Below are 26269 nucleotides of genomic sequence, written 5' to 3' on the forward strand. Positions count from 1 at the left end.
TGGCCAACGCTTGAGAATCACTGCCGTCCGCCACAAAGCTGTAACTACCGTCAGCACGAATGGTCAATGTGCCGTAATCATTGCTGATCACCGTGTCGCCACTCTCTGCCACGGCGGTCGCGGTGCCCGTGATGCCGTTCAAAATGCCCGTGACGTTCAATGAGTCGCCATCGACATCGGAGTCATTGGATAGTAAACCGTTACCAGCACCAACGGTTAAAGTTGCGTCTTCACCAACCTCGCCGGTATCGACATTGAGTTCGGGCGCGTCGTTTACAGGTGTGATATTTAATGTCACTGTCGCTTGGTCTTCGCCACCATTTCCATCAGTGACTGTATATTGGAATGTGGCCTCACCGTTGTAGTCTTGATCTGGTGTGAATGTGATCGTTTCGTTTACATAGTCAACCGATAATGTGCCATTGACCTCAGACGTTATTGAACCAACAACAATTGAAAGAACATCACCATCGATATCAGTATCATTCGCTAACAACTCTGCGAATGGGATCGTAATAGGCTCATCTTCACGCGTAACGAGCTCAGGTTGGTTGATCCCCGTTACAATAACGTTGTCAATCAAAGCCCCAAGACTATCTGAAGCACCATCTCCTGCAAATGCTAACTCCGTACTATCAGCTTGCACCTCCAGCTCGGCGGTAACACGGTACCAACCATTAGCATCTGGTAGGCTTATTTGAATATCAAGTCCATTAGCACCGGAAAGGGTCCCATCCGCATGTACCGTGACCGAGGTGTCACCGATTTTAAAGACCATATCAGAAGACGAGTTACCATCTTGGCGAGGGTTATAGTCAAATTCAACCCGAATACTATCTTGACCTGAAGTGTCTATAATCGTTGAAATTTCAGTGTTTTTGTGAGCGTCGAGTTCAGCAAGATAGTCACCATGAGTTGCATCAGCAATTAGACCATCACGCTGAACCTCTAGCCCGTTGGTCGCATTCCAGTCGCCAAGATCATCACCAGTCACAACTGTCCATCTGCCAGTGTTTATCATTTGTTCAAATGACTCGGAGAAAAGTAACGTCTCGCTACTTTCGTTGTAACTATCATCAGTTGCTTTTGGTCCATCATTTGTGCCAGTGACCGTAATAGTTAAGGTCGCAGTATCCATCCCCCCCTTACCATCACTTATCGTATAAGTGAACGTTTCAGACACCTGCTCACCAGCTTTTAAGCTATCCGCATTATCAGCAACGTAGTTGTAACTACCGTCTTCGTTAACAATCAGAGTGCCAAAGCTACCGGTTAATCCAGATCCTACAGTTCCAGCTGTGCTATTTGATGCATTTTCAGCACCTGTCCGAATACCAATGACTTCGAGGTTATCGCCATCAATATCGCTATCATTTTTCAGTAACCCTATTGATGCATCTACTGCTAAAGTCGCATCCTCGTTAATAGACCCACTGTCATTGCGAGCGATTGGCCTGTCGTTAGTACCGGTGACAGTAATAGTCGCGGTCGATGTGATCGGCTCGCCACTTTCATCGCTCATGGTGTACATCACCACGACTTGCTCTGTTACACCTACTGGCAGGTGATCAAAATCTTCGCCAGTCGCTTCAAACACAAGTTTGTTATTAACGATAGTCACCAGACCTTTGTCCGAGCTCACACTGTCTAAAGTGAACTTAGCACCATCGTCTAAATCGGTGTCGTTAGCCAATACATCAACGGTTACGGTGCTGTTCTCTTGAACCGCCCCAGAGTCTGCATTGGCAATTGGGAGATCGTTAGTACCGGTGACAGTAATAGTCGCGGTCGATGTGATCGGCTCGCCACTTTCATCGCTCATCGTGTACGTCACCACAACTTGCTCTGTTACACCGGCTGGCAGGTGATCAAAATCTTCGCCAGTCGCTTCAAACACAAGTTTGTTATTAACGATGGTCACCAGACCTTTATCTGAGCTCACATTGTCTAAGGTAAAGGTCGCACCATCATCTAAATCGGTGTCGTTAGCCAATACATCAACGGTTACTGTGCTGTTCTCTTCCACTGCACTAGTGTCGGCGTTTGCGATTGGAAGGTCATTAGTGCCTGTGACTGTGATAATTAACGTTGTTGTATCAGTTGCACCTTGGTCATCAGTTACTGTGACTGGTACTTCAATCTTTAGTTCTTCACCTTCGGATAGATAACCATAAGAAGACGTATCGAATTCATAACTACCGTCTTCGTTTAAAGTTAGACCTTCAACTAAGGTGTCCGTAGTAAACACTAGTGGTTCACCTACAGGTTGATCTACATCCGTAGCATTGATGCTACCGCTAATAACCTGGTCCTCTAATAAGGAACGGTCCTTAGGCTCTGCTACTGGCGCATCATTCACTGGCGTAACATCAATTGTGACAGTTAACGTGTCTGTCAGACCAGTTTCATCCGTCACGATAACTTGGAAGCTATCTGGACCGTTATAGTTTGCATCTGGAGTGTATTGCCAAGAGCCATCTTCATTTAGGGTAAGGCTACCGTTAGAAGGGCCCGATTCAACTGAGAAGGTAAGAAGGTCATTATTTGCATCGGTCGCAGTTAACTGGCCGCTTAACAAAGTATCTTCTGGAACAGATGCACTTAGTGCATCTTCAAGCGCGCTAAAAGAAAGGTCTACAAAGATTGGCTCTTGTTGTACGAAACGGAATTGCTCTAGAAGGCTCAGGCTTTGAGTTCGCGACATGCCCAGCGCTTCAAATCCCGTTGTTATAAATTCGGTTGCTGGGATCGTTTCTTCACCGTCTCGCTCTACAGTCCCACTAGTTGCCAAGCTAGAACCATTTTGACCAGCAGCGGTAGCGAACTCATCTCCTAACTCAGTAGGGTCTTCACCTTCTTCTAATGCGGCAAAAATATTTGCGATATCCTGGTCTAGTTCAACTTCACCGTCTTCAGGTGAAAAACGCTTAACTGATACCTGAGGTTCATTAGGTCCATTTTGAGATTCAAGAGTTACATCTCCAGCCTGTAGAGGCTCTCCCTCTTCGAGTACTCTAACCGTGCCATCAACTGAAATAACAATGCGCTGACCCAATGCAAGAGCACCGGTCAAATTCAATGCTGTAATGTCCATATCAACCCCTAAAAACCATTTTCGCTTGTCACGTCAACTTTGTGACATCTTATTTATAATATTAGCCGAAATATAACATTTAACATCACATAATTCCTAGTTATGAATCGTACATTTAACATACCGAGTGACAAGGTAATGACGCTGATCACATCACACAATAATGAAAGTGCTCACACTATCAATATAAGTTATTGTGTTTGCGAAAAATAACAGAGCTAAAAACGTAAAATTGACGTTCTCAAAATCATCATAAAACGCACAGCAAACTGTTAACAACTTTACAACCATTTACGGTAGCTTCTCGAGCGAACGTTATTTTTTTGGCGGTTCATCTAAATTTCGTATCTAGCACATTAAAAAGCGTAGGTTTAGATGCAGTCCAATTTGGAGAGATGGAAATTGAATTACATTCAAACGACAACATTAGGGTTAGCTATAGCGCTAAGTTTGCCGACAACAGCACAAACCTTAGAGCAAGCCGTTGCGTTTACATTAGAAAGCAACCCTGAAATCAAAAGTGCTTATAACGAATATATCAGTAAGCGTTATCTTAACGACGCTTCTGGTGGTGCTTATCGACCAAGTATAGACCTAGATGGTGGGATTGGTTATGAACATACAGATCTTGCAACCAACCCTGGCACTACCGATCTGACTAGAAAAGAAGCAACAATCACCTTGACCCAGTTAATATGGGATGGCGCTAATACATCCAATGATATTGACCGTACTGCGGCTGATGCAGAGTCCGTGCGCTATCAACTACTATCTAACGCGCAAGACATCGCTTTAGAAGTAACAAAGGTTTATCTTGATGCAGTGAAAGCCTATGAAGTGCTTTCTCTTTCAGAAAGTAACTTAGCGACGCACAAAGAGATATATAACGATATTCGTAAGCGCGTGGAATCAGGTATTGGTTCAACCGCAGATATGTCACAAGTTGAAGCTCGTATTGCGAAAGCGCACGGGAATTTGCTTGCTGCTCAAAACAACCTTTTTGATACGCATACACAGTTTAAAAGAATTGTTGGTCAATCTCCGTTAGGGTTAACCTTCCCTCGCGCAGATGTGGGCGCGATTCCTTATACCGTTGATGGTGCGTTGGCAAAAGCGTTTAACCAGCACCCAGTAATCAAGATTGCACAAGCCGATGTTGACTCAGCGAAGTTCCAATACAAACAATCTAAGAGTACCAACTACCCGACTGTTTCTTTTGAAGCCGCTCAAACTTGGCGTGATGACGCCGGTGGTACAGAAGGCAGCAGCGATGAGTTTTCTGCCATGGTTCGTTTAAGATACAACCTTTACAATGGAGGTTCGGATCAAGACCGTGCAGAAAGTGCAGCTTACCAACTCAACAAAGCCAAAGACCTTCGCGAAAGCACTTACCGCAATGTAGAAGAGAGTCTACGTCTTTCATGGAGCGCACTTGATTTAACGGTTCAGCAAAAAGAATTCCTATCTGACCACGTAGACTCGGCATCAGACACGGTTATCTCATATGAGAAACAATACCGCATCGGTAAACGTACCCTTCTCGACTTGCTCAACACCGAGAATGAATTATTCGAAGCTCGTAAAGGCTATTTAGATGCTAAGTATGACGAGCAATACGCAAAATATCGCGTAATGAACGCAACTGGTAACCTACTCATCGGTTTACGAGTTGAGATCCCAGAAGAATGGAATGAAAAGGTGGAATATTAATGAAGCTTACCAACACAGTATTATCGCTTTGCTTCATGGTTGTATCTACCAATGCTCTAGCTGAAAACAACGAGGACGAATTTGAATATCGCGCTCTTCCGCCTGTCACTCAAATTTACGATCTTCAAGATGATGACAATGACGGTGTAATCAACGCGCGAGATTTATGTCCCGATACGCAAATTAGTGCCGAGATCGATAATGACGGTTGTGGCTCATATTTCGAGTCATCGGAAAAGAAAGAGCTGCATATACTCTTCGCTAATAATTCCACGGAAATAAACCCTGTCTTTCTAGGGCAGATACGCCAAATGGCTGCGTTTTTGAAGCGCTACGAGAGCACCAGCATTGAATTGCAAGGTTATGCCAGTAAAGTTGGTAACGCGGCACACAACCTAAAGCTTTCGAAAGAACGTGCATCGCATGTAAGACGTGCGCTAATCAGCAACGGTATTCAGCCATCTAGAGTCAACATCGTCGGTCATGGCGATTCTGAATTCAGCAGCGATGACACTCAAATCAATCACGCACTGCATCGAAAAGTTGTTGCTTCGGTTGTTGGATTTAAGGGTAATATCAAAGAAGAATGGCACATCTTCACCAAAATCAAAAAGTAGGTGTTACTCTGCTTTTTCCATACTGAAACGTTATCTTAAGTTAACGTTTCAGTATGGTGATAATTCCTTGAATAGCATATACCTAAGCCGTCTATAATGTTAATCTTGCCACGTTATCAACATAGAGAATTAATCCATGAGCAAACTAACAGCTGATACTCAAGCAAATCTAGAACTTTTCGTTTCTGAAACACAAGAAACTAAACTGGTATGGGGCCTTCGCAACGAAGAAGGTTGGCTAGCATGTGACTCAAGTGAATTCGAAAACAGCGAAGTGATGCCATTCTGGTCTTCAAAAGAAGATGCTCAAACTCACAACGTTGAAGAGTGGGCTGACTTCGAAGTATTAGAAATCCCACTAGATATCTTTGTAGAAGATTGGTTACTGACTCTTGCTGAAGACGGCGTTCTTGTTGGTACTAACTGGAATGCAACATTAGAAGGCAAAGAGCTTGAGCCTTCTGACCTAGCGAAATTATACATCTAATTTCCGATATCGGTCGCGCAAATCGTGCGACCGATATACCTCTGATTAGTATCAATAAATTAGAGATCTACCTCGCATAACCTCGTAGCTGTACCTTTCAAAATTTGAAGCAACATCAAACTAATAATAGAATATCGTTCTTTATCTGATTGATCGTCTCTTGTGAATCACTTCGTTTTTGTTACCTTTCTACTATTCATTAGCTTTTGTTCTTATAGCCAAGTATCAACGTCAGATCGTGACCACTATTCACTAGTCGATACCTCCAATTTAAGCTCTACTCCAAATGCTGATTGGAACGCACTTTATCTATCTACTTTAAACCACTCTCCTGAGCGCGCATTAAACATGCTGCAAACACGCTACATCGGGTCAACGGTTTATGGAGATAAGCTTTACCTTGCGTCTCTTCTGTATAAATACATGAGCCACCGAGATCAACCATTCTATGGAATCGCTTCAAACGACAGTGAGTACCAAGCGATTGAAGAAGCGTTTATTTCTGCATTGATGAAAGACGGCCAAGGCCAATATGAAGAAGCGCAACAAGGCTTTTTGACCCTATTAGCGAAAATGCAATCGCGCAGTGATTTAACTGGAAGAGCGCGACTAAAATACCAACTATGTCGATCTTTGAACGAGCAAGCAAAATACCATCAAGCAAACTATTATTGTTCTGCACTTCAATCGGATTTACATGACATCGCTGACCCTGTGTTACCAAAGTTTGGAACTTATAGAGTCATCGCTAACAATCACCATTTCCGCAGTGACTATCAAGCCGCGCTAGATACCTACCTATCACTGATAAACGTGTTCCCACAAGGACATGACATTTCGGGGATCTATAACGATGTGGGTAATTTGCTCAAAGAGTTAAAGCAATATAAAAAATCGGCAGAGTACCTCAAAGAAGCACTCACACTAAGAGAAAGTGCTTCTGATTTGATGAAAGCACAAGTGCATCACAGCCTTGCGGATCTCTACCTTAACCAAGAGCAAAGTGAACTAGCAATTCACCACTTTCAGACAGCAAGAACACTGCTGAGCTCAACGTCGCATAGCTACGGTATTGCACTCACAAGTCTTGGCTTAGGAAAAGCGTACACTCAAACGAAAAACTATGATGTGGCGAGAACCTACCTAATTGAGTCTCTTTCAGCTTCGAGCGAACTGAGCAATGATGTCATTCGCATCAATGCTTACTTGGCAATCAGCGATATGTTCGAAGAACAGAAATTGCCAACGGAAGCACTCAACTATGCTCAACAAGCGCTAGAATTAGCTGAACAAGTCACAAGGCATAAATACATCGCGCAGTCACTTCTTCAGCTTTCTGATATTCATCAATCACTCAGCGATTACCAACAAGCTTTCTATTTCTACCAGCGATACTCGTCAATACAAATGGAAGCTAGAGATATCGACAATCGACTCGCACTCGAAGCGCTCGGCCTGACGCACGCCAAATATGAACAAGAACTAGAAAGCTCTTTCCTGACACATCAGACGAAACTCGACCGCGTTCAAATTGAAAAAATGGAACATCAAAGATGGATGTACAACATCGTTGTTATTCTGTTGCTTTGCGCTGCAAGCTTCACGGTATTGATAAACAAAACGGTTCGCGCAAAAGCAGCAATTGATGGCTTAACGAAAGCATATAGCCGAACTGAGATAATTCGAAGAATCAAAAGAGTGAAACGCTGTAAAGGGACGGACAAACAGCATGTGCTCATGCTGCTCGATCTAGATAAGTTTAAGAAGATTAATGATGAGCATGGGCACCCTACTGGTGATCGGGCACTGGTCCATATTAGTGATCAAATTAGAAAACACTTAGTGAATGGTGAATTGTTTGGTCGCTTAGGGGGTGAAGAATTTGTCATCATGTTAACCGATACCCCACCAGCAGAGGTACGAGAACGCGTTGAAGAGTTGCACTACGCCATTTCAAGCACTGTCTTTTTATCAGAAAGCAAAAAGTCACTTAATGTGACCGCGAGTTTTGCTTATCTAGCAACCTCAAACGCATTAAGTGACTTTGATGACTTGTATTCAGTGCTCGACCAAGCACTCTATCAAGCCAAAAGCAACGGCCGAAACTGCATTATTGATGCATATAACGAACCGATTGATTTACCTGAAATTATTTATTCTCAGCCTGTTTGCGAACCAACTCAGCCATGATGCTTTCGCGATCACCGAGGTAATCGTTAAGGCCAACTTTACGCAGTTCACATGCCGGACAATCGCCACAGCCATCACCAACAATGCCGTTGTAACAAGTCAGTGTTTTGTTTCTAACAAGTTCAAGTGCTGAGTACTGGTCTGCTAGCGCCCATGTCTCAGCCTTGTTTAACCACATTAGCGGTGTTTTGATATCAAGCTGCTTGTCCATACCTTGTACAAGTGCAGAGTTCATCGCCTTCACAAAGTCATTACGACAATCAGGGTAACCAGAAAAGTCTGTTTCACACACACCTGTAATCACGGTTTCAGCACCGATTTGGTAAGCGTAAATACCCGCTAGAGTCAGAAATAGAATATTACGACCAGGAACGAATGAATTCGGCAGCCCATTCTCTTGCAGCTCATGAGACACAGGAATATCGTCACGAGTCAAAGAGCTGATAGCCAGTTCATTCAACAGAGTCACATCCATCACTTTGTGCGCTTTCACACCAAGCTCTTTCGACAATGACTCAGCAACTTCAATCTCGAGTCTATGGCGCTGACCATAATCAAACGTAATCGCATGAACTTCATCATACTCTTTTAATGCTTGAACAAGACACGTTGTTGAGTCTTGACCACCACTGAATACTACCACTGCTTTTTTCATCTTAAATCCTTACGAGAACCTTCTACTAGCGACTTATCTTGCCCAGTAAAAATACAACCTATGCGATGCTCAAATATTTGTGAGTTTGTATTGATAAGCGCCAATTGCGCTCAATGCAGGTATCAATACAAAGCTGAGTAGCGCGGTCTTTTTGGCTGATTGGTTGCAGAGCGATAACAGTGTCGTTAGGAACTGCTGCTCGCTCCAATAAACCGTCAAGTTGTTCGATGTCTTTGCTTGTACCTACTGGATGCTTAATTTCGTTAGCACGTTGCAAGGCGCTATCTAAGATTTCCAGTTTCGCTTTCATCGCCACTTTCGGTGACACCGTAACCCAAGTGTCCGGTGTGGCTTTAACTTCTGATGTTCCGCTAGTCTCAATCTGACAGCGACAACCGTGCTGCTCAAACGCTTCAGTAAGAGGAACAAGATCATAAATGCATGGCTCACCACCAGTAATCACAATGTGCTTAGCAGTGTAACCTTGCTTGATATATTCATTCACGATTCCTTGAGCATCGATTGCTGACCAAGTAGGTGAATCTTCTGCCTTAACCATAATATCGCCAAGGCTGGTTTCCTCTTCTGGCAACGCTTCCCAGGTCTGCTTGGTATCACACCAAGAACAGCCCACTGGGCAAATTTGCAGACGAACAAAAACAGCGGGAACGCCAGTAAACACGCCCTCACCCTGAATGGTTTCAAACATTTCATTAATCTTGTACAACTTTCCCTCAGCTCAATCATTTGATGAAATTAATCAACCGCAGACCTTAAAGCACTTCCCCCTTTTGGTCAAACAAATGAGTACTGATAAATGAGTTGATCAAAGCCCTAGCCTGAACTTTCAAGTTCCCTTATCCTTTCGCCCATAGATTTCGTTAGCTTTTAATTTTTTAGTAAGGAACAACATGTACAAACTGATTGCTCTTGATATGGATGGCACACTACTCAACAGTGAAAAAGTGATTTCTCAAGAGAACAAAGACGCAATCGCCAAAGCACGAGCTGCAGGTGTGAAAGTAGTTCTCGCTTCTGGTCGCCCTTTAGAAGGCATGCAAAGCAAATTAGATGAGCTTTCGATTGACGGCGAAGATGACTTTGTACTCTTCTACAACGGCTCTATGGTTCAGAACGTATCGACAAAAGAGATCATTCACAGTGAGATCAGCAACGGCAAAGCCGCAAAAGAGATTGCTGCCCTCGCTCAACAGCTTGGTGGTTATGTCCATGCTTTCAGCAAGATCCACGGCTTAATCACACCTGAGAACAATGAGTACACTGGTATTGAAGCGCGTATTAATTGCTTAGATATAACCGAGTTCGACTTTTCTCAACTAGAAGATGACCACGAAATCATCAAAACTATGATTGTCGCTGAACCAAGCAAGCTGACTGAAATCATCGGTAAGTTGCCACAAGAGCTTAAGACTCAGTTTACTATCGTACAAAGTGCACCATTCTTCTTAGAGTTCCTAAACCCGAAATCAAACAAGGGTGTCGGTATTGAAGCGATAGCGAAACACTTAGGCATTAAAGCGGAAGAAGTCATCTGCATGGGTGATGCTGAAAACGATCACCATATGCTTGAATACGCAGGCCTTGGCATTGCAATGGAAAACGCAATGGAAGAAACCAAGAAACTGGCGGATCACATCACAGCTAGCAACGACGACCATGGTGTAGCGGTCGCGATTGAGAAGTTTATCTTCAACTCATAAACGCTCAACAGGTTCTAATAAGAATTACTTTTTGCTTGTTTCAGAAATGACAAAGGCTGTGCACTGCACAGCCTTTTTGATTTTGTGTTAGTCGAGTCGCTTACTCTCTTTTCCATGGCAGACGAAATGCCACCACACCAAACAGAATCAAGATTGGGAAACGTAACGTTTCAACAATAAATGAAGCAATACCGCTGAAAGAGACAAAGCTTCCAGCCCAGCTAATCAGCAGATTTCCCGCTAACAACATCGCCATCACTCCAAGAACGATCTTGAATGAGAACTGCCCAACCAAAGGTTTCGAGTCTGTTAACGTCACTAGGCATGCAATCGTCATCAAAATCGCCACCCAGAATGAAAATGTTGGCAGTGGCCATATCACCGTCAGAACAATCGACAGTAAGCACAATGCCCACCAAACACCTTTAGAACTCAATAAGGCGCTAATATCAACATCCGGTTTCGCGTCTAATCTCACGATATGCCACGTCGTTAAAGCGCCTAATACGCCACCCATTAATACATCACTAAAAAACGCACTACCTGAATAAGACTTAAATAGCATGATCCACAGCAGGCCAGCGAGCACTACCAGAATGGCTTTTTGCTCCAAGAGGCGCTTTAGTTTCCAAAAGACTAACAAGGTTAAACTGACCCACAAGGCAGCCAACAGACTTGGAAAACTATACCCACTGCTCATCACCAGTTTCAATGTTGGCAAGTAAGCGTGTGGACGTGGAAAACCAAAACCTTGGTGCGCGATTAAAGTAAGTAGTGTCACCGAGATCAAAGTGAAGCCAAACTTCAACGCGAAGTTACGGCCAAAGTACCAAGCAATTAACGGCAATATCACAATGAAGACCCATGGCTTGGCCAACAAGTCAGTCAAAAGCACAGTATTAGCAAATACGCTTGGCATCTTATCGAACGTGTTTTGAAGTGACACAATCCAATTTAATTCAACTTGATGGACTTTGGGTGCCGCGCCCACCAGCTCAGTCACATACGTCACCGGTTGATCTGTCGCAGATAAAAACAGCTCGTTAATCTCAGACCACTGTTCTGGGTAGCGGTATTGGTGATCTTGCAATTCAGTAGGAGGAAGTAACATCGCTCGGCTGACTTCCACGCCATAATGAGGAGCAAACCAAATCGGCAGCTCAAAGCCACCTAACTCATTTCGAGCCTTGTAACTGATCACTTCAGAGTCAGAAATACAATCAAACACGACGGCACTGTCGGTATAACCTAGCACATCACCGACCGTTACCGACAAACCAGCCTCTTCCCACGTTTCACGTTGCGCCGCGACGGCTGGCGGCTCACCTGAAACAACAGTGCCTCCCGGTAGAGACAATTGACCGGTGATCAACTCATCAACCAACACGATTTGGTTATCAGCACGTACTACACACAAGGCGCCCGCGATATGATCGGGCAAAGTGTCGTTTGCCCAAGCGGAAGTAGTACTCAAAAGAGACAGTATGAAAACTAATAAATATCGAATAACCAACGAGTTTACCTAAAAAATAATAGAAGAATATTGAAGACTGCTGTTGCAGTTGAACTATTGTAATCAAAGCCACACAAAATCGCTGTCTACGTTTTGTGCAAAGCCTTCCTCATCCATTGAATGTGAGGTGTGAACCCCATTTTTTGATAGAAGTCCTTGGCAGGCGAGTTAAAGTCCCAAACTTCTACAAAGACTTGTTCAACCCCATAATCATCAAAAGTACTTTCAACTTTGTTAAACAACTTTTCAGCAATCGATTCTTTTCGATAATCAGGCAAGACAAACAGTTCATCGACACTTCCCATCGGCACTGGTTTGCTGACCGTTGAGATAAGCTCACAAAAATGCCCAGAGATAAAGCCAACAATGAGCTCTCCTTTTAATGCCACATAAACCAAACATTCAGGGTCATCCAAGTATCGTGCAATGCTTTTTTCCTGCTCAATCTCTTCTGCCGTTTTAAAGTGCTCTGGGCTAGCAAGGTGGTGGTGATGGTGGAGATCGAACATTAACTCGTTAAGTTGTTCTAAATCCGCGTGCTTTGCGGCCCTTAAGGTGACATTCATGACTATTGCGCTTCTCAAACCAAATTAATATCTAAACTGAGTCTAGTTTACTTGGCGTGAGTATCTATACAAGTTATTGAATTAATTCATTGTTTGAAGTGTGTATTTTAGATACAAAAACGGCCACATTACGTGGCCATTCTGTTTGAATGATTTTGAATTAAACGAATATCGAAGCTATGGTTTTTGCTGTGGCTTTTGCTGTAGCTTCAGCTTTATGCACCGTTATCTTCTTTCTCTTCTTTGAGATCAGCAAGCTGTTGTTCCAGTTCAATAAGCTTAATTTCCGCCTCTACTTCCGCAACTCGCTTTTCTGCATCAGTGCGATTGTCTTGCGCTAGACCATCAGCAGTAACTTGGGTTCGTTGTGCGTTTCTTGCATCGTCCGTATCTTTCATTGAACCCGCAACACCACCGGTCACACCACCTAATGCAGCGCCCTTCACGGCTAAACTCGCATCTCCAGTTAGAGCGCCTGCTGTTGCTCCTAGTAAAGCACCACCTACAGCACCACGATTACGTGCAGCATTCTCATTTTCGTTATCCATTGCTGGTGATGCGCAACCAGAAAGAGTCACAATCAGTGTCGCTAAAATAAAAGGTTTAGTGAATTTCATAGGAGTCTCGCTTAGTTCTTCGTTTGGAGTAGAGCCATCTTAAGCAGAACCGTTAATGAGATAAATAAAGCCACGTTTAGACGATACATCATGTTCAGCTATGTATTATTCAGCCATCACATAACTGATTAATGATATATAGCTTTGAGCTCGCTTTATCCTCACCAACAAAAAGGCGACCAATAAGGTCGCCTCAATCGCGCTTTCTCAATAAATTTTGTCTTTCACATGTCGCTCTTAGCCTTTGGACCAAAAGTTTTGCATGTTTTCTGCGCTAGGTGGTGGCCTAACACCGCAATCTCGATAATGATTTTTATCGCCGATCCCCAGTATCTTGCCATTTTCGTCATCAATCATAGCGGCAACTTTAACACCGTCTCCCACATGACGAGTTAGCACTACAATTTCACCGGCTCTTTCAGATCTTACTGCGCCTAGGATTTGATATTCGTAGCGGCCTTTCCTTGAATTAACAATCATCTTCGAGTTAATAGGGTCGGCTTCATATCCCACACCAATATCAAAAACCGCTTGATAGAGATCGACGCCAGTCTTGGATACACATTTAAATACCTTAGGATGACTCAAAGGCTCTAACAACACTCTACTCGCTTCATCCTTTGAAATACTGGCACTAGCAGCACCACTGACCAATAAAGCAATCAACAAAAAGTAAGCTCGCATAAAAAGACCTCAATATGTGGGAATCATAATGAGGTCATAGTAAACGCAATGGATAAGCGGATGAATAAACTGGCGTTTAGGTAAACCATCACGCTGGCTTATGTATAAATCAACAAGCCGAAGGGAGATTACCTAAACTGCGACTTCTATTTGCCGAGCTTTTCAGCAATTTCAGTTAAGCTGGTAGGATCGTCAATCGTCGAAGGCACCACATATTGCTCGCCTTCTGCGATTTGTCGGATGGTTCTGCGTAAGATCTTGCCTGAGCGGGTCTTAGGTAGTCTCTCAACAACCAAGGCTTGCTTAAAACAGGCTACAGCGCCGATCTCATTACGAACCTTACCTACAAGTTCAGCTTGTAACTCTGTGCCATCCACTTTTACGCCATCTTTCAACACAACTAAACCAAGAGGTAGCTGCCCTTTTAAGTCATCGTGAATCCCGACTACCGCGCATTCTGCAATGGCTGGGTGACCACCCACGATCTCTTCCATTTCTCCTGTCGACAGGCGATGCCCCGCTACGTTTATCACATCATCAATACGGCCCATGATAAATAGATACCCATCTTCATCGAGATAGCCGCCATCACCCGAAACGTAATAGCCTGGGAATTGGCTCAGATAGCCAGATTCAAATCGATCATGATTACGCCAAACCGTTGGCAGACAACCGGGTGGTAACGGGCGTTTAAGAGCCACAAAACCTTGTTGATTAGGCTGAGCGACTTCACCGAGTTCATTGAGAATCTCCACTTGGTAACCCGGAACAGGTTTAGTGGAGGAACCCGCTTTCACTGGTAAAGGTTCTAACCCTGTTGGATTTGCAGAAATGGCCCAACCCGTTTCTGTTTGCCACCAATGATCGATAACCGGCTTATCGGTATGAGATTCAACCCAATCCAATGTTGGTGGGTCTAAACGCTCGCCAGCCATGAAAATCGACTTGAGTGATGATAAGTCATACTTGGTCAGTAACTCGCCTTCAGGATCTTCTTTCTTAATGGCTCTAAATGCCGTTGGAGCAGAAAACAATACATCGACGTTGTATTCTTCACACACACGCCAGAATGCGCCGGGATCTGGCGTTCGTACTGGTTTGCCTTCAAACAAAATGGTCGTACAGCCATGAATCAATGGCGCATACACAATATAGGAATGCCCCACTACCCAGCCGACATCAGAAGCCGCCCAAAACACACCATCTTGCGGCATATCGTAGATAGTGCTCATCGAGTATTTCATCGCGACCGCGTGACCACCATTGTCACGAACCACACCTTTTGGCTTACCCGTCGTTCCTGATGTATACAAGATATATAGTGGGTCAGTTGCCAGAACAGGCACGCATACGTGAGGCAAAGCATCGTTAACCGCTTGTTGCCAAAGTACATCGCGTTCATTGTTCAATTCGGCTAGAGACTGCTCTCTTTGGAATACCACCACTTTCTCGGGTTTCCAGCGACTGTCCATGATCGCTCGATCAACCATCGGCTTATATGGCAGGACTTTGTTTATCTCAACACCACAAGATGCAGTAATCAACACCTTGGGCTCGGCATCCTCAATTCGAACGGCAAGCTCATGAGGAGCAAACCCACCAAACACCACCGAATGCACCGCACCGAGTCGAGCGCAAGCCAGCATGGCCATTGCCGCTTCAGGAATCATCGGCATATAGATCACCACACGATCACCTTTGGTCACGCCTTGCGTGGCTAACATACCAGCGACTTTAGCCACTTGGTTACGTAACTGGTTGTAAGTGTACGAGGATTGAGTTCCTGTAACTGGAGAGTCGTAAATCAGCGCGGTATTGTCACCTCGCCCATTTTCACAATGATAATCCAGCGCCAGCCAGCAGGTGTTCATCACCCCATCAGGAAACCAACGCTCAATACCGTTATCGTCAGTTTGTAATATCGTTTTTGGTGGTTCAAACCAATCTATCGCTTGTGCTTGTGTTTCCCAGAACGAATTGGGGTCTTCCCTAGCCCATTGATACTCGGTGATATAATCGGTTTTTCTGTTCATTCGATTCGTAGCAGACATAGTGCCTCCTCCATGATTTATCCATTAGTCCAAGCGCCTAGCTTTTGGCAGTGTCACTTGGGTGCACTCTTTTCTCAGCGTTGTGTTCGTGAACATTTGACCGTTCACGACAATCGCTTTACTTAGGAAAAGGCACACGAATGGCACCTTCCATGATCACTCGGGCACTACGACTCATAATCGCCCTCTCTATTTTCCACCCACTTTCGGTCTCTAGTGCTTTAGCACCTACCTTCAAGGTTCCTGACGGGTGTCCAAAGGTCACGAAATCACGACTTCCCTCACCGGCTGCCAAGTTCACTAAGGTGCCTGGTACACTTGCAGCTGAAGCAATGGCGACCGCAGCCGTACCCATCATGGCGTGATGAAGTTGCCCCATAGACAAAGCACGTACTAGAAGGTCGGTATCTTCGGCAGCAACCGATTTTCCACTGGAAGCTTGGTACGCTTGAGGCTTAGCAACAAACGTGACTTTAGGAGTGTGTTGGCGTGATTCAGCTTGTTCTAGGGAATCAATAAGTCCCATCGCAACCGCACCATGTGCTCGGATGGATTCAAACAGAGCCAAGGCTTTTGAATCACTGTTAATATCCGATTGAAGCTCTGTACCTTGGTAACCAACCGATTCAGCATCAACAAAAATGGTGGGTATCCCAGCATTAATGTATGTCGCTTTGATGCAACCCAGGTCTGGAACATCTAAAAAATCGACAACATTCCCTGTTGGGAACATAGAGCCACTCGCATCGGCTGGATCTAGGAAATCGACTTGGATCTCCGCGGCGGGGAAAGTCACACCATCGAGCTCAAAGTCACCCAACTCTTGGACTTCCCCATCAGCAATAGGTACATGAACAATAATGGTTTTATCTATGTTCACTTGCCATACTCGTACCTCGACCACACCGTTTTCTGGAATGCGACTCGAGTCGACGAGGCCACTATGAATAGCAAATGGGCCCACTGCAGCAGACAAATTGCCGCAGTTACCGCTCCAATCGACAAACGGCTTGTCAATTGCTACTTGACCGAATAGGTAATCAACATCGTGATCGGCTTTACTGCTTTTCGAAACAATAACGGTTTTACTGGTGCTGGATGTTGCGCCACCCATGCCATCGGTTTGTTTGCCATAAGGATCTGGACTACCAATCACGCGCAGAAGTAATGCGTCTCGTGCTTCTCCGGCGACTTGCGCAGCTTCAGGTAAGTCACTTAGGTTGAAGAAGACGCCTTTGCTTGTTCCGCCCCGCATGTAGGTAGCAGGTACTTTTATCTGTTTGATGTTCATAACCAGCTCCTACTGTGCGAGAAAGTCTTTAGCAAAACGCTGCAACACACCACCAGCGCTGTACACATTCACTTCATCTGCGGTATCTAAACGGCAAGTGACTGGTACATCGAGTTTTTGACCGGTCTTGCGAGTGATCACTAGAGCCAAATCGGAACCGGCTTCAATATCACCGTAAACATCGTAAAGCTCTGTTCCATCCAACTCTAAAGTGTTGCGATTTGTGCCCACTTTGAATTGCAAAGGCAGTACACCCATGCCAACCAAGTTGGTTCTGTGAATTCTTTCAAATCCTTCAGCCACAATCACTTCAACACCCGCTAAACGCACACCTTTGGCAGCCCAGTCACGTGATGAACCTTGTCCATAATCCGCACCCGCCACGACAATCAAAGGCTGTTTACGGTTCATGTAGGTTTCAATCGCTTCCCACATTCGCGTAACTTGACCTTCAGGTTCAACTCTTGCTAATGAACCTTGCACGACTTCTCCAGCGTCCTTCACCATTTCGTTAAACAGCTTAGGGTTGGCGAATGTTGCTCGTTGCGCGGTTAAGTGATCACCTCGATGGGTCGCGTAAGAGTTAAAATCCTCTTCCGGCACTTCCATTTTGGTGAGGTATTCCCCCGCAGCGCTCGAAGCGAGAATCGCATTTGAAGGGGATAAGTGATCTGTGGTGATGTTGTCACCCAGAATCGCTAAAGGTCTCATACCAGATAGGCTTCGTTCTCCCGCAAGAGCACCTTCCCAATAAGGTGGTCTGCGAATATAAGTACTTTGAGGTCGCCAGTCATAAAGCGGTTCAGTCGTCACCTGTTCCTCGTCTGGCTGGAACATTTTCACGTAGATTTGTTGGAATTGCTGAGGCTTAACATGTTCACCTACAACGGCATCGATCTCAGCATCACTTGGCCACAAATCACTTAAGTAGATTGGCTTTCCATTGTTGTCCGTACCTAAGCTATCTTTCTCAATATCAAAGCGTATTGTGCCCGCTAAGGCATAAGCAACAACCAATGGCGGTGACGCTAAAAACGCTTGTTTAGCATAAGGATGAATTCGACCATCGAAATTTCGGTTCCCTGACAAAACAGCGGTTGAATACAGGTCGCGGTCGATGATCTCTTGTTGGATTTTAGGATCTAACGCCCCGCTCATCCCGTTACATGTCGTACACGCATAACCGACGATACCGAAGCCTAGTTTTTCCAGTTCAGGCAACAAACCGGCGGACTCAAGATAAAGCTTGGCAACTTTTGAGCCTGGCGCGAATGACGTTTTTACCCATGGCTTACGAACTAATCCAAGCTGATTGGCCTTCTTCGCAACCAATGCTGCGGCGACGACATTTCTTGGGTTACTGGTATTGGTACAAGAAGTAATCGCCGCAATGATCACGGCACCATCTGGCATTTGTTCATCAGAATATTGTTCAGCGTGTTGCTCTTTCCAAGAAGCTTGGCTAATACCTTGCTGGGCAAGTTCGCGGGTAGGCAAACGGCGATGAGGATTCGAAGGCCCCGCAAGATTTCGCTCAACTTTAGACAAATCAAACTCAAGCACACGTTCGTATTGAGCAGAGTCTAGATCGTCAGCCCATAGCCCTGTTTTCTTGGCGTAGCGTTCGACTAGTTCAACCTGCTCAGGCTCTCGACCAGTGAGTTTCAGGTATTGAATGGTCTGTTCATCGATGTAGAACATACCCGCTGTCGCACCATATTCTGGTGTCATGTTAGATATTGTTGCCCGGTCACCAATGGTCAGTGCACGTGCGCCTTCGCCAAAGAATTCCAAGTAGCTTGAGACAACCCTTTCATTGCGAAGAAACTCTGTAATCGCAAGCACGATATCCGTTGCGGTTATCCCTTCTTGTCTTTGACCCGTTAACTTCACGCCCACGATGTCCGGTAAGCGCATCATCGACGGACGACCTAGCATCACCGTCTCGGCTTCCAAGCCACCTACACCGATAGCGATAACGCCCAAAGCATCAACGTGAGGAGTATGGCTATCGGTCCCGACACAAGTATCAGGAAACGCGATGCCTTCTTTAGATTGAATAACTGGAGACATTTTCTCCAAGTTAATCTGGTGCATGATCCCGTTACCCGCTGGGATCACACTCACGTTTTTAAACGCGGTTTTACACCATTCAATAAAATGAAAACGGTCTTCGTTTCTGCGCTCTTCAATCGCGCGGTTTTTATCAAATGCTTCGTTATCAAACCCGGCATGTTCCACTGCCAAAGAGTGATCAACAATCAGTTGAGTTTCGACCACTGGGTTCACCTTGGCAGGGTCTCCGCCTTGGTCGGCAATCGCATCGCGTAAGCCAGCTAAATCAACTAAAGCGGTCTGACCTAGAATGTCATGACACACCACGCGCGCAGGATACCAAGGAAAATCTAAGTCGCTCTTGCGTTCAATGATCTGTTTTAAGCTGTCTTCAAGGGTTTCAGGATCACAGCGTCTTACTAATTGCTCTGCCAATACTCTCGACGTATAAGGCAAGGTTTTATAACTGCCCGGAGATATCGCTTCTACCGCTTCGCAAGCATCGAAATACTCTAAATGAGTTCCGGGTAAAAGTTTTCGGTACTGATTTTTATCAAGGTACTGAGCTTGTTCAAGTTTCACATCAGACATACATCCACCATTATCTGTTAAATTCTATTCGTTGGTTCTTGAGGCCTTATCGTATGAAGACGGAAGTAACCTCAAGACATAAGTCGGCTCGTTATAGAGGGCTAACGTAGATGAATAGGTAGCCAGTCTTGATGCTCTGGCCCGGTGTAGTCTGCACTTGGACGAATGATGCGATTGTTTTCTCTTTGTTCGAACACGTGTGCTGTCCAACCCGTAAGGCGGCTCATCACAAAGATCGGAGTAAACAATTTGGTTGGGATGTCCATGAAGTGATAAGCCGATGCATGGAAGAAGTCAGCATTACAGAACAAGCCTTTCTCGCGCTTCATTACCGCTTCAACACGTTCTGAAACGGCGTAAAGCTGTTCATCTCCCACCTCTTGAGCTAACTCTTTTGACCAACGCTTGATTAGCGCATTTCGGGGGTCGCTCTCACGGTAAATGGCATGACCGAAGCCCATGATTTTGTCTTTGTTAGCAAGCATCTGCATGATGTTAGTTTCTGCTTCATCAGCGGTTTGCCAATCTTGGACCATTTCCATCGCGGCTTCATTCGCACCGCCATGTAAAGGACCTCTCAACGTACCAATCGCTGCGGTGACACAAGAGTGGATATCTGACAACGTTGATGCACACACACGAGCCGCAAAAGTAGAGGCATTAAACTCATGTTCCGCGTAAAGAGTTAGCGAGCAGTGCATCACCTTCTTATGAAGTTCACTAGGCGCTTTATCCGTTAGCATTTTCAAGAAGTAGCCACCCAGACAGGCTTCGCTTTGATCTTCAGTATCAATTCGCACGCCATCATGACTAAAGCGGTACCAATAACAAATAATGGCAGGGAAAAGCGCGAGCATTCGTTCAGTCGCAGGCAGTTGCTCGGAGAAGTCAGACTCTTGCTCTAGATTACCTAGCATTGAACAGCCCGTTCTCATCACATCCATTGGATGAGCGTCTGCTGGGATAAGCTCTAGTGCTGCTTTCAAAGGTTGAGGTAAGCCGCGCAGACCAACCAACAATATTTTGTAATCATCGAGCTCTTTTTCAGTGGGTAAGTGACCTCTTAGTAGCAGATGCGCCACTTCTTCGAACTGAGCATGATTAGCAAGGTCGGTTATGTCATAGCCACGGTAGGTCAAACCCGTTCCTGACTGGCCTACCGTACATAGCGCCGTAGTTCCCGCACTTTGGCCACGTAGACCAGCACCACCTATTGCAGGTGCGCTTACTGGTGTACTTGCTGTTTTTGCGCTTTGTTGTTGGTTTTCTGTTGAAGCCTTATCGACAGCTGCTTTATCACTCAAAGATACAGACATGGTGAACTCCTTTTCTGTGTTAGCCGCCTGCACTCTTTGGTGCTGCCTGTTTATGTGTCCGATGATCTTTATCATCGGTACTGGATATGGCGACTAACCATTTCACGTTATTGGATTAAGTTGATTTTTGATTAATTGAAACTGGTTTACCCTTCACTTGAAAACAACTGATCAAGCTTGTTCTCGTAGTCGTGGTAATTAAGGTGTTCGTAAAGCTCTTTACGGGTTTGCATTGAATCCAACAGAGCTTCCTGATTGCCTTCAACTAACAAGTGCTTGTAAACATTCTCAGCCGCTTTATTCATCGCACGGAACGCACTCAATGGGTAAAGCACCATGTCGACACTCGATTGCGCTAACTCATTACAGTTGTAAAGTGGCGTTTGCCCGAATTCAGTTATGTTCGCGAGAATAGGCACATGCTTACCCGTTGCTGATTTCAAAGCTGCCGAGAACTTCACGTATTGGTCGAGTTGATTCATCGCCTCAGGGAAGATCATGTCTGCGCCCGCTTCAACACAAGCTATCGCTCGCTCAATTGCGCTATCAATGCCTTCAACCGCCAATGCATCCGTACGCGCCATAATCACAAAGCTGTCATCGGTTCTAGCATCGGTTGCCGCTTTGACTCTATCGACCATCTCTTGCTGACTTACAATCGCTTTATTTGGTCGATGACCACAGCGTTTCTGGGCCACTTGGTCTTCCATATGGATTGCTGCTGCGCCTGCCTTCTCCATAGCACGAATGGTACGTGCAATATTGAATGCGCCACCAAATCCCGTATCGATATCCACCAGCAATGGCAGATCACACGCGTTGGTAATACGTTCAACATCCACCAACACATCGTTCAATGTCGTAATACCTAAATCAGGCAAACCATAAGACGCATTGGCGATACCTCCACCCGACAAATAGATCGCCTGATGCCCTAAGTTCTTTGCCATCATCGCGCAATACGGATTCACCGTACCGACGATCTGCAATGGCTCGTTGTCTTGCACAGCTTGTCGGAACTTAGCTCCTGCTGATAACTTCATAATGACGCTCCCTGTTAATTGTTTATTTCTAGCTAATCTTTAAGACTTACGGCTTTTGATTATCGCCAGCACTGATCTGCTGACAGGTTCCAATGGTCGCTTAATCAAGATCTTTGGATTGAATTTGTTGTTCTATAAGCAATCGACTACCCGAGATGTGTCGTCGCATTAGCATTTCTGCTAGCTCTTCATCACGATTACGAATCGCTTGTAGGATGTATTTGTGTTCATCGAGCGCCTCTTTTGGTCGAGACTGAGCCCTAGGCGATTGATAGCGATACATGCGTAATAGGTGATAAAGCTCATCACACAGCAGCGAAATGAGTTTGCTGTTACGACTCGCTTTGATAATGCGGTAATGGAAATCAAAATCCCCATGTTGATGAAAGTAAGAAGAACCTTCGACTTCATCGATGTGCTTTGAGTGTGTCGACAATAAGCCTTCAAGCCCGATAAGCTCTTCTTGTGTAATATGTCGCGCTGCTAAGCGAGCCGCCATGCCTTCCAATGCCTCTCGCACCGCGTAAAGCTCTAGCAGTTTGTCTGCAGAAAAAGTAATAACTCGCGCACCAACATGTGGAATACGTTCTATCAGGCCAAGTCCTTCCACACGCATTATCGCTTCACGTAATGGACCTCGACTTACCTCGAAGCGTTTAGCCAGTTCAGGCTCCGAGATCTTACTGCCCGGTGCTAATTCACCGTTAACAATCGCCTCAACGAGGTACTCAGTCAGATTTTCCGACTTGGTGTTTTCTTTGTCGCTCACACGTGTTTTCGTGTTTGCACTTAAGGTGAGATCTTTTATCGCAGTATTCATATTCACGCTGCTCACTTCTGATTGCCGACCCTAACTGTCAACAATTTCATAACATGAACATAAAATACACGATCAAATTGTCGACAATCAAGTAGATTGTCGACAATTTAGACTAAGGTAGTACTTTCTATAGGCGATAAAAACTTACTTAAAAGGACACTAAAAACAATTCAACCACTTGTTATTTATCGATTTAAGCAAAGAAAGAGCCGCTAAACCCTTCCCTACCCTGAAATCACTCGAAACCAATGTGTCGACAACTTATAGACAGACTTGACAAACGCAGAGCACTTTGTGTCGATCTACCTGTTCACCGATAAACAGATATAAAAAAGGCGCACTCATGTGCGCCTTTCATTCATAGACCCCGTTCTAACAAGCCACCTTTACTCAAGCAATCTGACGAGTAACATCTAGGTATTTGCTGATATCAACGAAATCAATTTGTTCCGGCTTCAGATACTCTTCTGCATAACGCAGGTGAGTGCCGCTGGTTAAGAACAATCTAAACAGTTCGATATCGAGATGCTCGTCCAATGCCATTTTATACATGATGTCGACAGCAACACTGATTGGCTTAGCCTTCTTATAAGGCCTATCTGCAGCGGTTAATGCCTCAAAAATATCAGAGATCACCAGAATACGTTCTGGGATTGAGAGGTCATCACCAGTCAGCTTCCTTGGATACCCTGTACCTTTAAGTGTTTCATGGTGAGTTGAAGCGTAGCGAGGAACACGACTTAGCTCTTTCGGGAATGGCAGGTTCTCAAGCATCTTAATCGTGCCAAGCATGTGCTCGTTTATCTTAAATCTATCTTCAGCAGTCAATGTACCGCGTGCAATACTCAGATTGTAGACTTCGCCTAGGTTGTATAAGTGCTCAGGCACATCCATTTTAATTTGATGTTTCGGGTCAAATTCTAACGGCCTATCTCTTTTCACTATGTGCTCTGGCTTATCACTCAAAAGTGGTTCTGTGGCTGGTAAACTTGAACTCGGCTCTCGATTCATTGCCTCTATCGGTGATAGACCAAGTTGATCATCAAAGTGACGCGTCCAGGTCGTCTCAGCTATCGAGCGAATACGAGTGACTTTGTCATCACTCATGAACTCACCACCAACGTTCGACGTAGCGATAAAGGCAAAGTCATCTTGTAGCTGCTGCTTCGTTGCCGTAAGTTCATCGGCTATCAGTTGCGTTGATAGCGAACCATCAAGTTGTTTTCTCAAAGCGGTGATTTCCGCATCACGCCAAAGTACTTCAAATCGAGTTCTCACCTCGTGGATTCGGTTGTAGTTCGCTTCTAACTTCGTACCTTTATCGACGATGTGTTCTGGTGTCGTGATCTTGCCACAATCATGAAGCCAAGCCGCAATTCTAAACTCACGGCGTTCGTCATCATTTTTAAACTCAAAGTCTTTGAAGTGCTCAGACTGCGATTGTTCCGCCGCGTCAGCCAGCATCAAGCCGAGTTCTGGTACACGATTACAATGCCCTGCCGTATAAGCGGACTTATCATCGATCGCTTGAGCGATGAGCTTGATAAACGACTCAACAAACGCCTCTTGCATCTGTTCATGTCGTTTAATCTCCATAGCCATATCTTTTACAGCAACAGATAATTCCCACACTTCTTTGATTCGAGTATCAAGAATTGTCACGTTGTCATAATCACGCAGCTTAACCTTATGAGTCTCTTCCTCTAATTGGCGAATTGGATGCACTATCGGCGCACCAAAAACCCAAGCAATAGGCAACGTCAAACTCATCAGTAACACCGTTACACCAACAGAGGTTGCTAGACGTTTATTGACTGTACTGAAGACTTCAGATTCGGGAATCAATACCGCAAAATACTCAGAGTAGTGTTCGCCCGTGTCTATTTTCTTTAAATAGAGATGCTTGATCTCGCCATTCAACTCTACCCTTACCATACTGCCTTCAACCGTTGCTTCCTTAGTCAAATCATAAAGTTCAGTATAAGGAACCGTCGTATTCGTATTAAAGCCGGTATCATGCAGCCACTTTTTCGCTAAGGCATCAAGTTGTTCACCACTTAACTTACTGATAGCTTGATCAATGATTGGGAGCAATTGTTTATGCTTGCTCTGCAGCACCAAATGGAATTGGTTTGAGTAGTTCTGTTTTAGATCTTCTAGAGTCCCATTGACAACAAGGCCTGGCTGGAAAAACCTATCTAATGCAAACGAGAGTACGGGTTCTGCTTCTAAGAAAGCAAAGTTCTCTTCGCTTTCAATTGAATTAAATGCAGACTCTAGGTTTTCAAATTCAACTAAATCAATGTTCGGAAAATCCTCTCTCAACTTAGGAATAATTGACCACCCAGATAAAATGGCAACTTTTTTACCCTCAAGCTCGGCATAATTAGTGACAACCTTCGCGCCGACCCTTGTCACGATAGAAAATGGCAATTCATAAATTGGAGTCGTGTATAGGCCATCTATGCCATTATTTTTATAATGTTGAACCGATTGCAGGCCATCAATACTTCCTTCTTGAAACTTACTGACAAGCTCGCCCCAAGAGAAACCATTAACAAATTCAAACCTGATCCCTGTCATCTCACCAATCATTTTAAGAAGGTCTATCGCATAGCCGTTTGGTTTTCCCGCCACTGAAAAGTCCATCGGCCCCCAATCATTTTGATTAGACACTAACAGCGGAGGGGTATCGTTAATCAAGGCTTGCTGCTCAGACGATAGCATCAATGTTGATACATCAAACTCCGATTCCTGATTGTTAACCTTGAGGTTAGACGCAATAATATTACCCGATTTCGAATATAAGAAAGACTCAACCTTACTGTCTTCTGCTAAGCCAAGCGCCGTACCTGATAGTTTGCTAGCTAAAGAAGACAACACAATATCAATACCAATCACATGTTGAACTTCAGATTCGATTTTCGAATCAAACGCTAAAGAATAAGTTTGCCCGGTAATTTGTAAATGCTGGAAAAGATATGGCTGAGTTTTTTCGACCGACTGAACATTGGCAGAAACATACCAAGGCCTGGTTGTTGGAAGGTAGTTGCTCTGCTCCGTAGTTGAGTTTCTTAGCGTAAACTCTTGGTCAAAATATTTCGTCGTACGGACGCGCTCCTCCCCTATATTATGAATCTCAACCACAACCCAACGGTCTTTTTGTTGTGCACCGATTTTTTCTCTAACGACAGGGGCAGATTCTAGATTAATAATTTGGAAGAAGTTTTCATTAGACGAGCCAATGT

Annotated in this window: 19 protein-coding genes; 5 read left to right on the top strand and 14 right to left on the bottom strand. The window is 44.7% G+C overall.

Features of this window, described 5'->3' with window-relative positions:
• Window positions 1-3094, bottom strand: a 3094-nt coding sequence (locus AB4623_RS14890; RefSeq protein WP_372146753.1) for an Ig-like domain-containing protein, incomplete at its 3' end; no start/stop codon positions are given.
• A 402-nt stretch (window positions 3095-3496) separates the two neighbouring features.
• Here AB4623_RS14890 and AB4623_RS14895 point away from each other — a divergent pair.
• The 4 genes from AB4623_RS14895 (at window position 3497) to AB4623_RS14910 (ending at window position 8098) form a co-directional block, all read left to right on the top strand.
• Window positions 3497-4804 (top strand): TolC family outer membrane protein, encoded by a 1308-nt coding sequence (locus tag AB4623_RS14895; protein ID WP_372146755.1) that lies wholly within the window; start codon window positions 3497-3499, stop codon window positions 4802-4804.
• A complete protein-coding gene (locus tag AB4623_RS14900; protein WP_372146757.1) occupies window positions 4804-5421 on the top strand; it encodes an OmpA family protein in 618 nt (205 codons plus the stop codon). The genes AB4623_RS14895 and AB4623_RS14900 overlap by 1 nt, the downstream gene beginning before the upstream one ends.
• A 136-nt stretch (window positions 5422-5557) precedes the next feature.
• Window positions 5558-5908, top strand: a complete 351-nt coding sequence (locus AB4623_RS14905; RefSeq protein ID WP_017062305.1) for a DUF2750 domain-containing protein — start codon at window positions 5558-5560, stop codon at window positions 5906-5908.
• Between the two features lie 162 nt (window positions 5909-6070).
• Entirely contained in the window at window positions 6071-8098 is a 2028-nt protein-coding gene (locus tag AB4623_RS14910) for a diguanylate cyclase (RefSeq protein ID WP_372146759.1), read from the top strand.
• Here the strand turns inward: AB4623_RS14910 and queC are convergent.
• Together queC and queE are read right to left on the bottom strand one after the other, a co-directional pair.
• Window positions 8058-8753 (bottom strand): 7-cyano-7-deazaguanine synthase QueC, encoded by a 696-nt coding sequence (gene queC, locus AB4623_RS14915; RefSeq protein WP_017063822.1) that lies wholly within the window; start codon window positions 8751-8753, stop codon window positions 8058-8060. The genes AB4623_RS14910 and queC overlap by 41 nt on opposite strands.
• A 58-nt stretch (window positions 8754-8811) precedes the next feature.
• Window positions 8812-9480, bottom strand: a complete 669-nt coding sequence (gene queE, locus AB4623_RS14920) for a 7-carboxy-7-deazaguanine synthase QueE (RefSeq protein ID WP_372110091.1) — start codon at window positions 9478-9480, stop codon at window positions 8812-8814.
• Between the two features lie 184 nt (window positions 9481-9664).
• Here queE and AB4623_RS14925 point away from each other — a divergent pair, with 184 nt between their 5' ends.
• Window positions 9665-10474: a Cof-type HAD-IIB family hydrolase gene (locus AB4623_RS14925; RefSeq protein WP_102428957.1), complete on the top strand. Its 810-nt coding sequence runs from the start codon at window positions 9665-9667 to the stop codon at window positions 10472-10474.
• Between the two features lie 100 nt (window positions 10475-10574).
• Here the strand turns inward: AB4623_RS14925 and AB4623_RS14930 are convergent, their stop codons facing one another.
• The 11 genes from AB4623_RS14930 to AB4623_RS14980 form a co-directional block, all read right to left on the bottom strand.
• Window positions 10575-11987: an NUDIX domain-containing protein gene (locus AB4623_RS14930; RefSeq protein WP_029235162.1), complete on the bottom strand. Its 1413-nt coding sequence runs from the start codon at window positions 11985-11987 to the stop codon at window positions 10575-10577.
• 86 nt (window positions 11988-12073) lie between these two features.
• A complete protein-coding gene (locus AB4623_RS14935; RefSeq protein ID WP_009846623.1) occupies window positions 12074-12553 on the bottom strand; it encodes a GNAT family N-acetyltransferase in 480 nt (159 codons plus the stop codon).
• 215 nt (window positions 12554-12768) lie between these two features.
• A complete protein-coding gene (locus AB4623_RS14940; protein ID WP_372110090.1) occupies window positions 12769-13170 on the bottom strand; it encodes a glycine zipper domain-containing protein in 402 nt (133 codons plus the stop codon).
• Window positions 13171-13407: 237 nt separating this feature from the next.
• Complete coding sequence (locus AB4623_RS14945) at window positions 13408-13854, bottom strand: hypothetical protein (protein ID WP_050654087.1); 447 nt, start codon at window positions 13852-13854, stop codon at window positions 13408-13410.
• A 146-nt stretch (window positions 13855-14000) separates the two neighbouring features.
• A complete protein-coding gene (locus AB4623_RS14950; RefSeq protein WP_371713520.1) occupies window positions 14001-15905 on the bottom strand; it encodes a propionyl-CoA synthetase in 1905 nt (634 codons plus the stop codon).
• 118 nt (window positions 15906-16023) lie between these two features.
• Window positions 16024-17196, bottom strand: a complete 1173-nt coding sequence (gene prpF, locus AB4623_RS14955) for a 2-methylaconitate cis-trans isomerase PrpF (RefSeq protein ID WP_372110089.1) — start codon at window positions 17194-17196, stop codon at window positions 16024-16026.
• A gap of 9 nt (window positions 17197-17205) precedes the next feature.
• Window positions 17206-19842, bottom strand: a complete 2637-nt coding sequence (acnD, locus tag AB4623_RS14960) for a Fe/S-dependent 2-methylisocitrate dehydratase AcnD (protein ID WP_371713522.1) — start codon at window positions 19840-19842, stop codon at window positions 17206-17208.
• A gap of 101 nt (window positions 19843-19943) precedes the next feature.
• The gene (gene prpC / locus AB4623_RS14965) at window positions 19944-21158 is read right to left on the bottom strand and encodes a 2-methylcitrate synthase (protein ID WP_102533678.1); all 1215 of its coding nucleotides are present in this window, start codon (window positions 21156-21158) and stop codon (window positions 19944-19946) included.
• 146 nt (window positions 21159-21304) lie between these two features.
• Entirely contained in the window at window positions 21305-22201 is an 897-nt protein-coding gene (gene prpB, locus AB4623_RS14970; RefSeq protein ID WP_065682186.1) for a methylisocitrate lyase, read from the bottom strand.
• Between the two features lie 100 nt (window positions 22202-22301).
• Window positions 22302-23021: a GntR family transcriptional regulator gene (locus AB4623_RS14975; RefSeq protein ID WP_017071741.1), complete on the bottom strand. Its 720-nt coding sequence runs from the start codon at window positions 23019-23021 to the stop codon at window positions 22302-22304.
• A 390-nt stretch (window positions 23022-23411) separates the two neighbouring features.
• Window positions 23412-26269: HD domain-containing phosphohydrolase (locus tag AB4623_RS14980; RefSeq protein ID WP_372146761.1), on the bottom strand; the 2858-nt coding region annotated here is incomplete at its 5' end.

Origin of the sequence: Vibrio sp. 10N.222.52.C12, assembly GCF_041474215.1 — a bacterium.
GTDB lineage: Bacteria > Pseudomonadota > Gammaproteobacteria > Enterobacterales > Vibrionaceae > Vibrio > Vibrio crassostreae_C.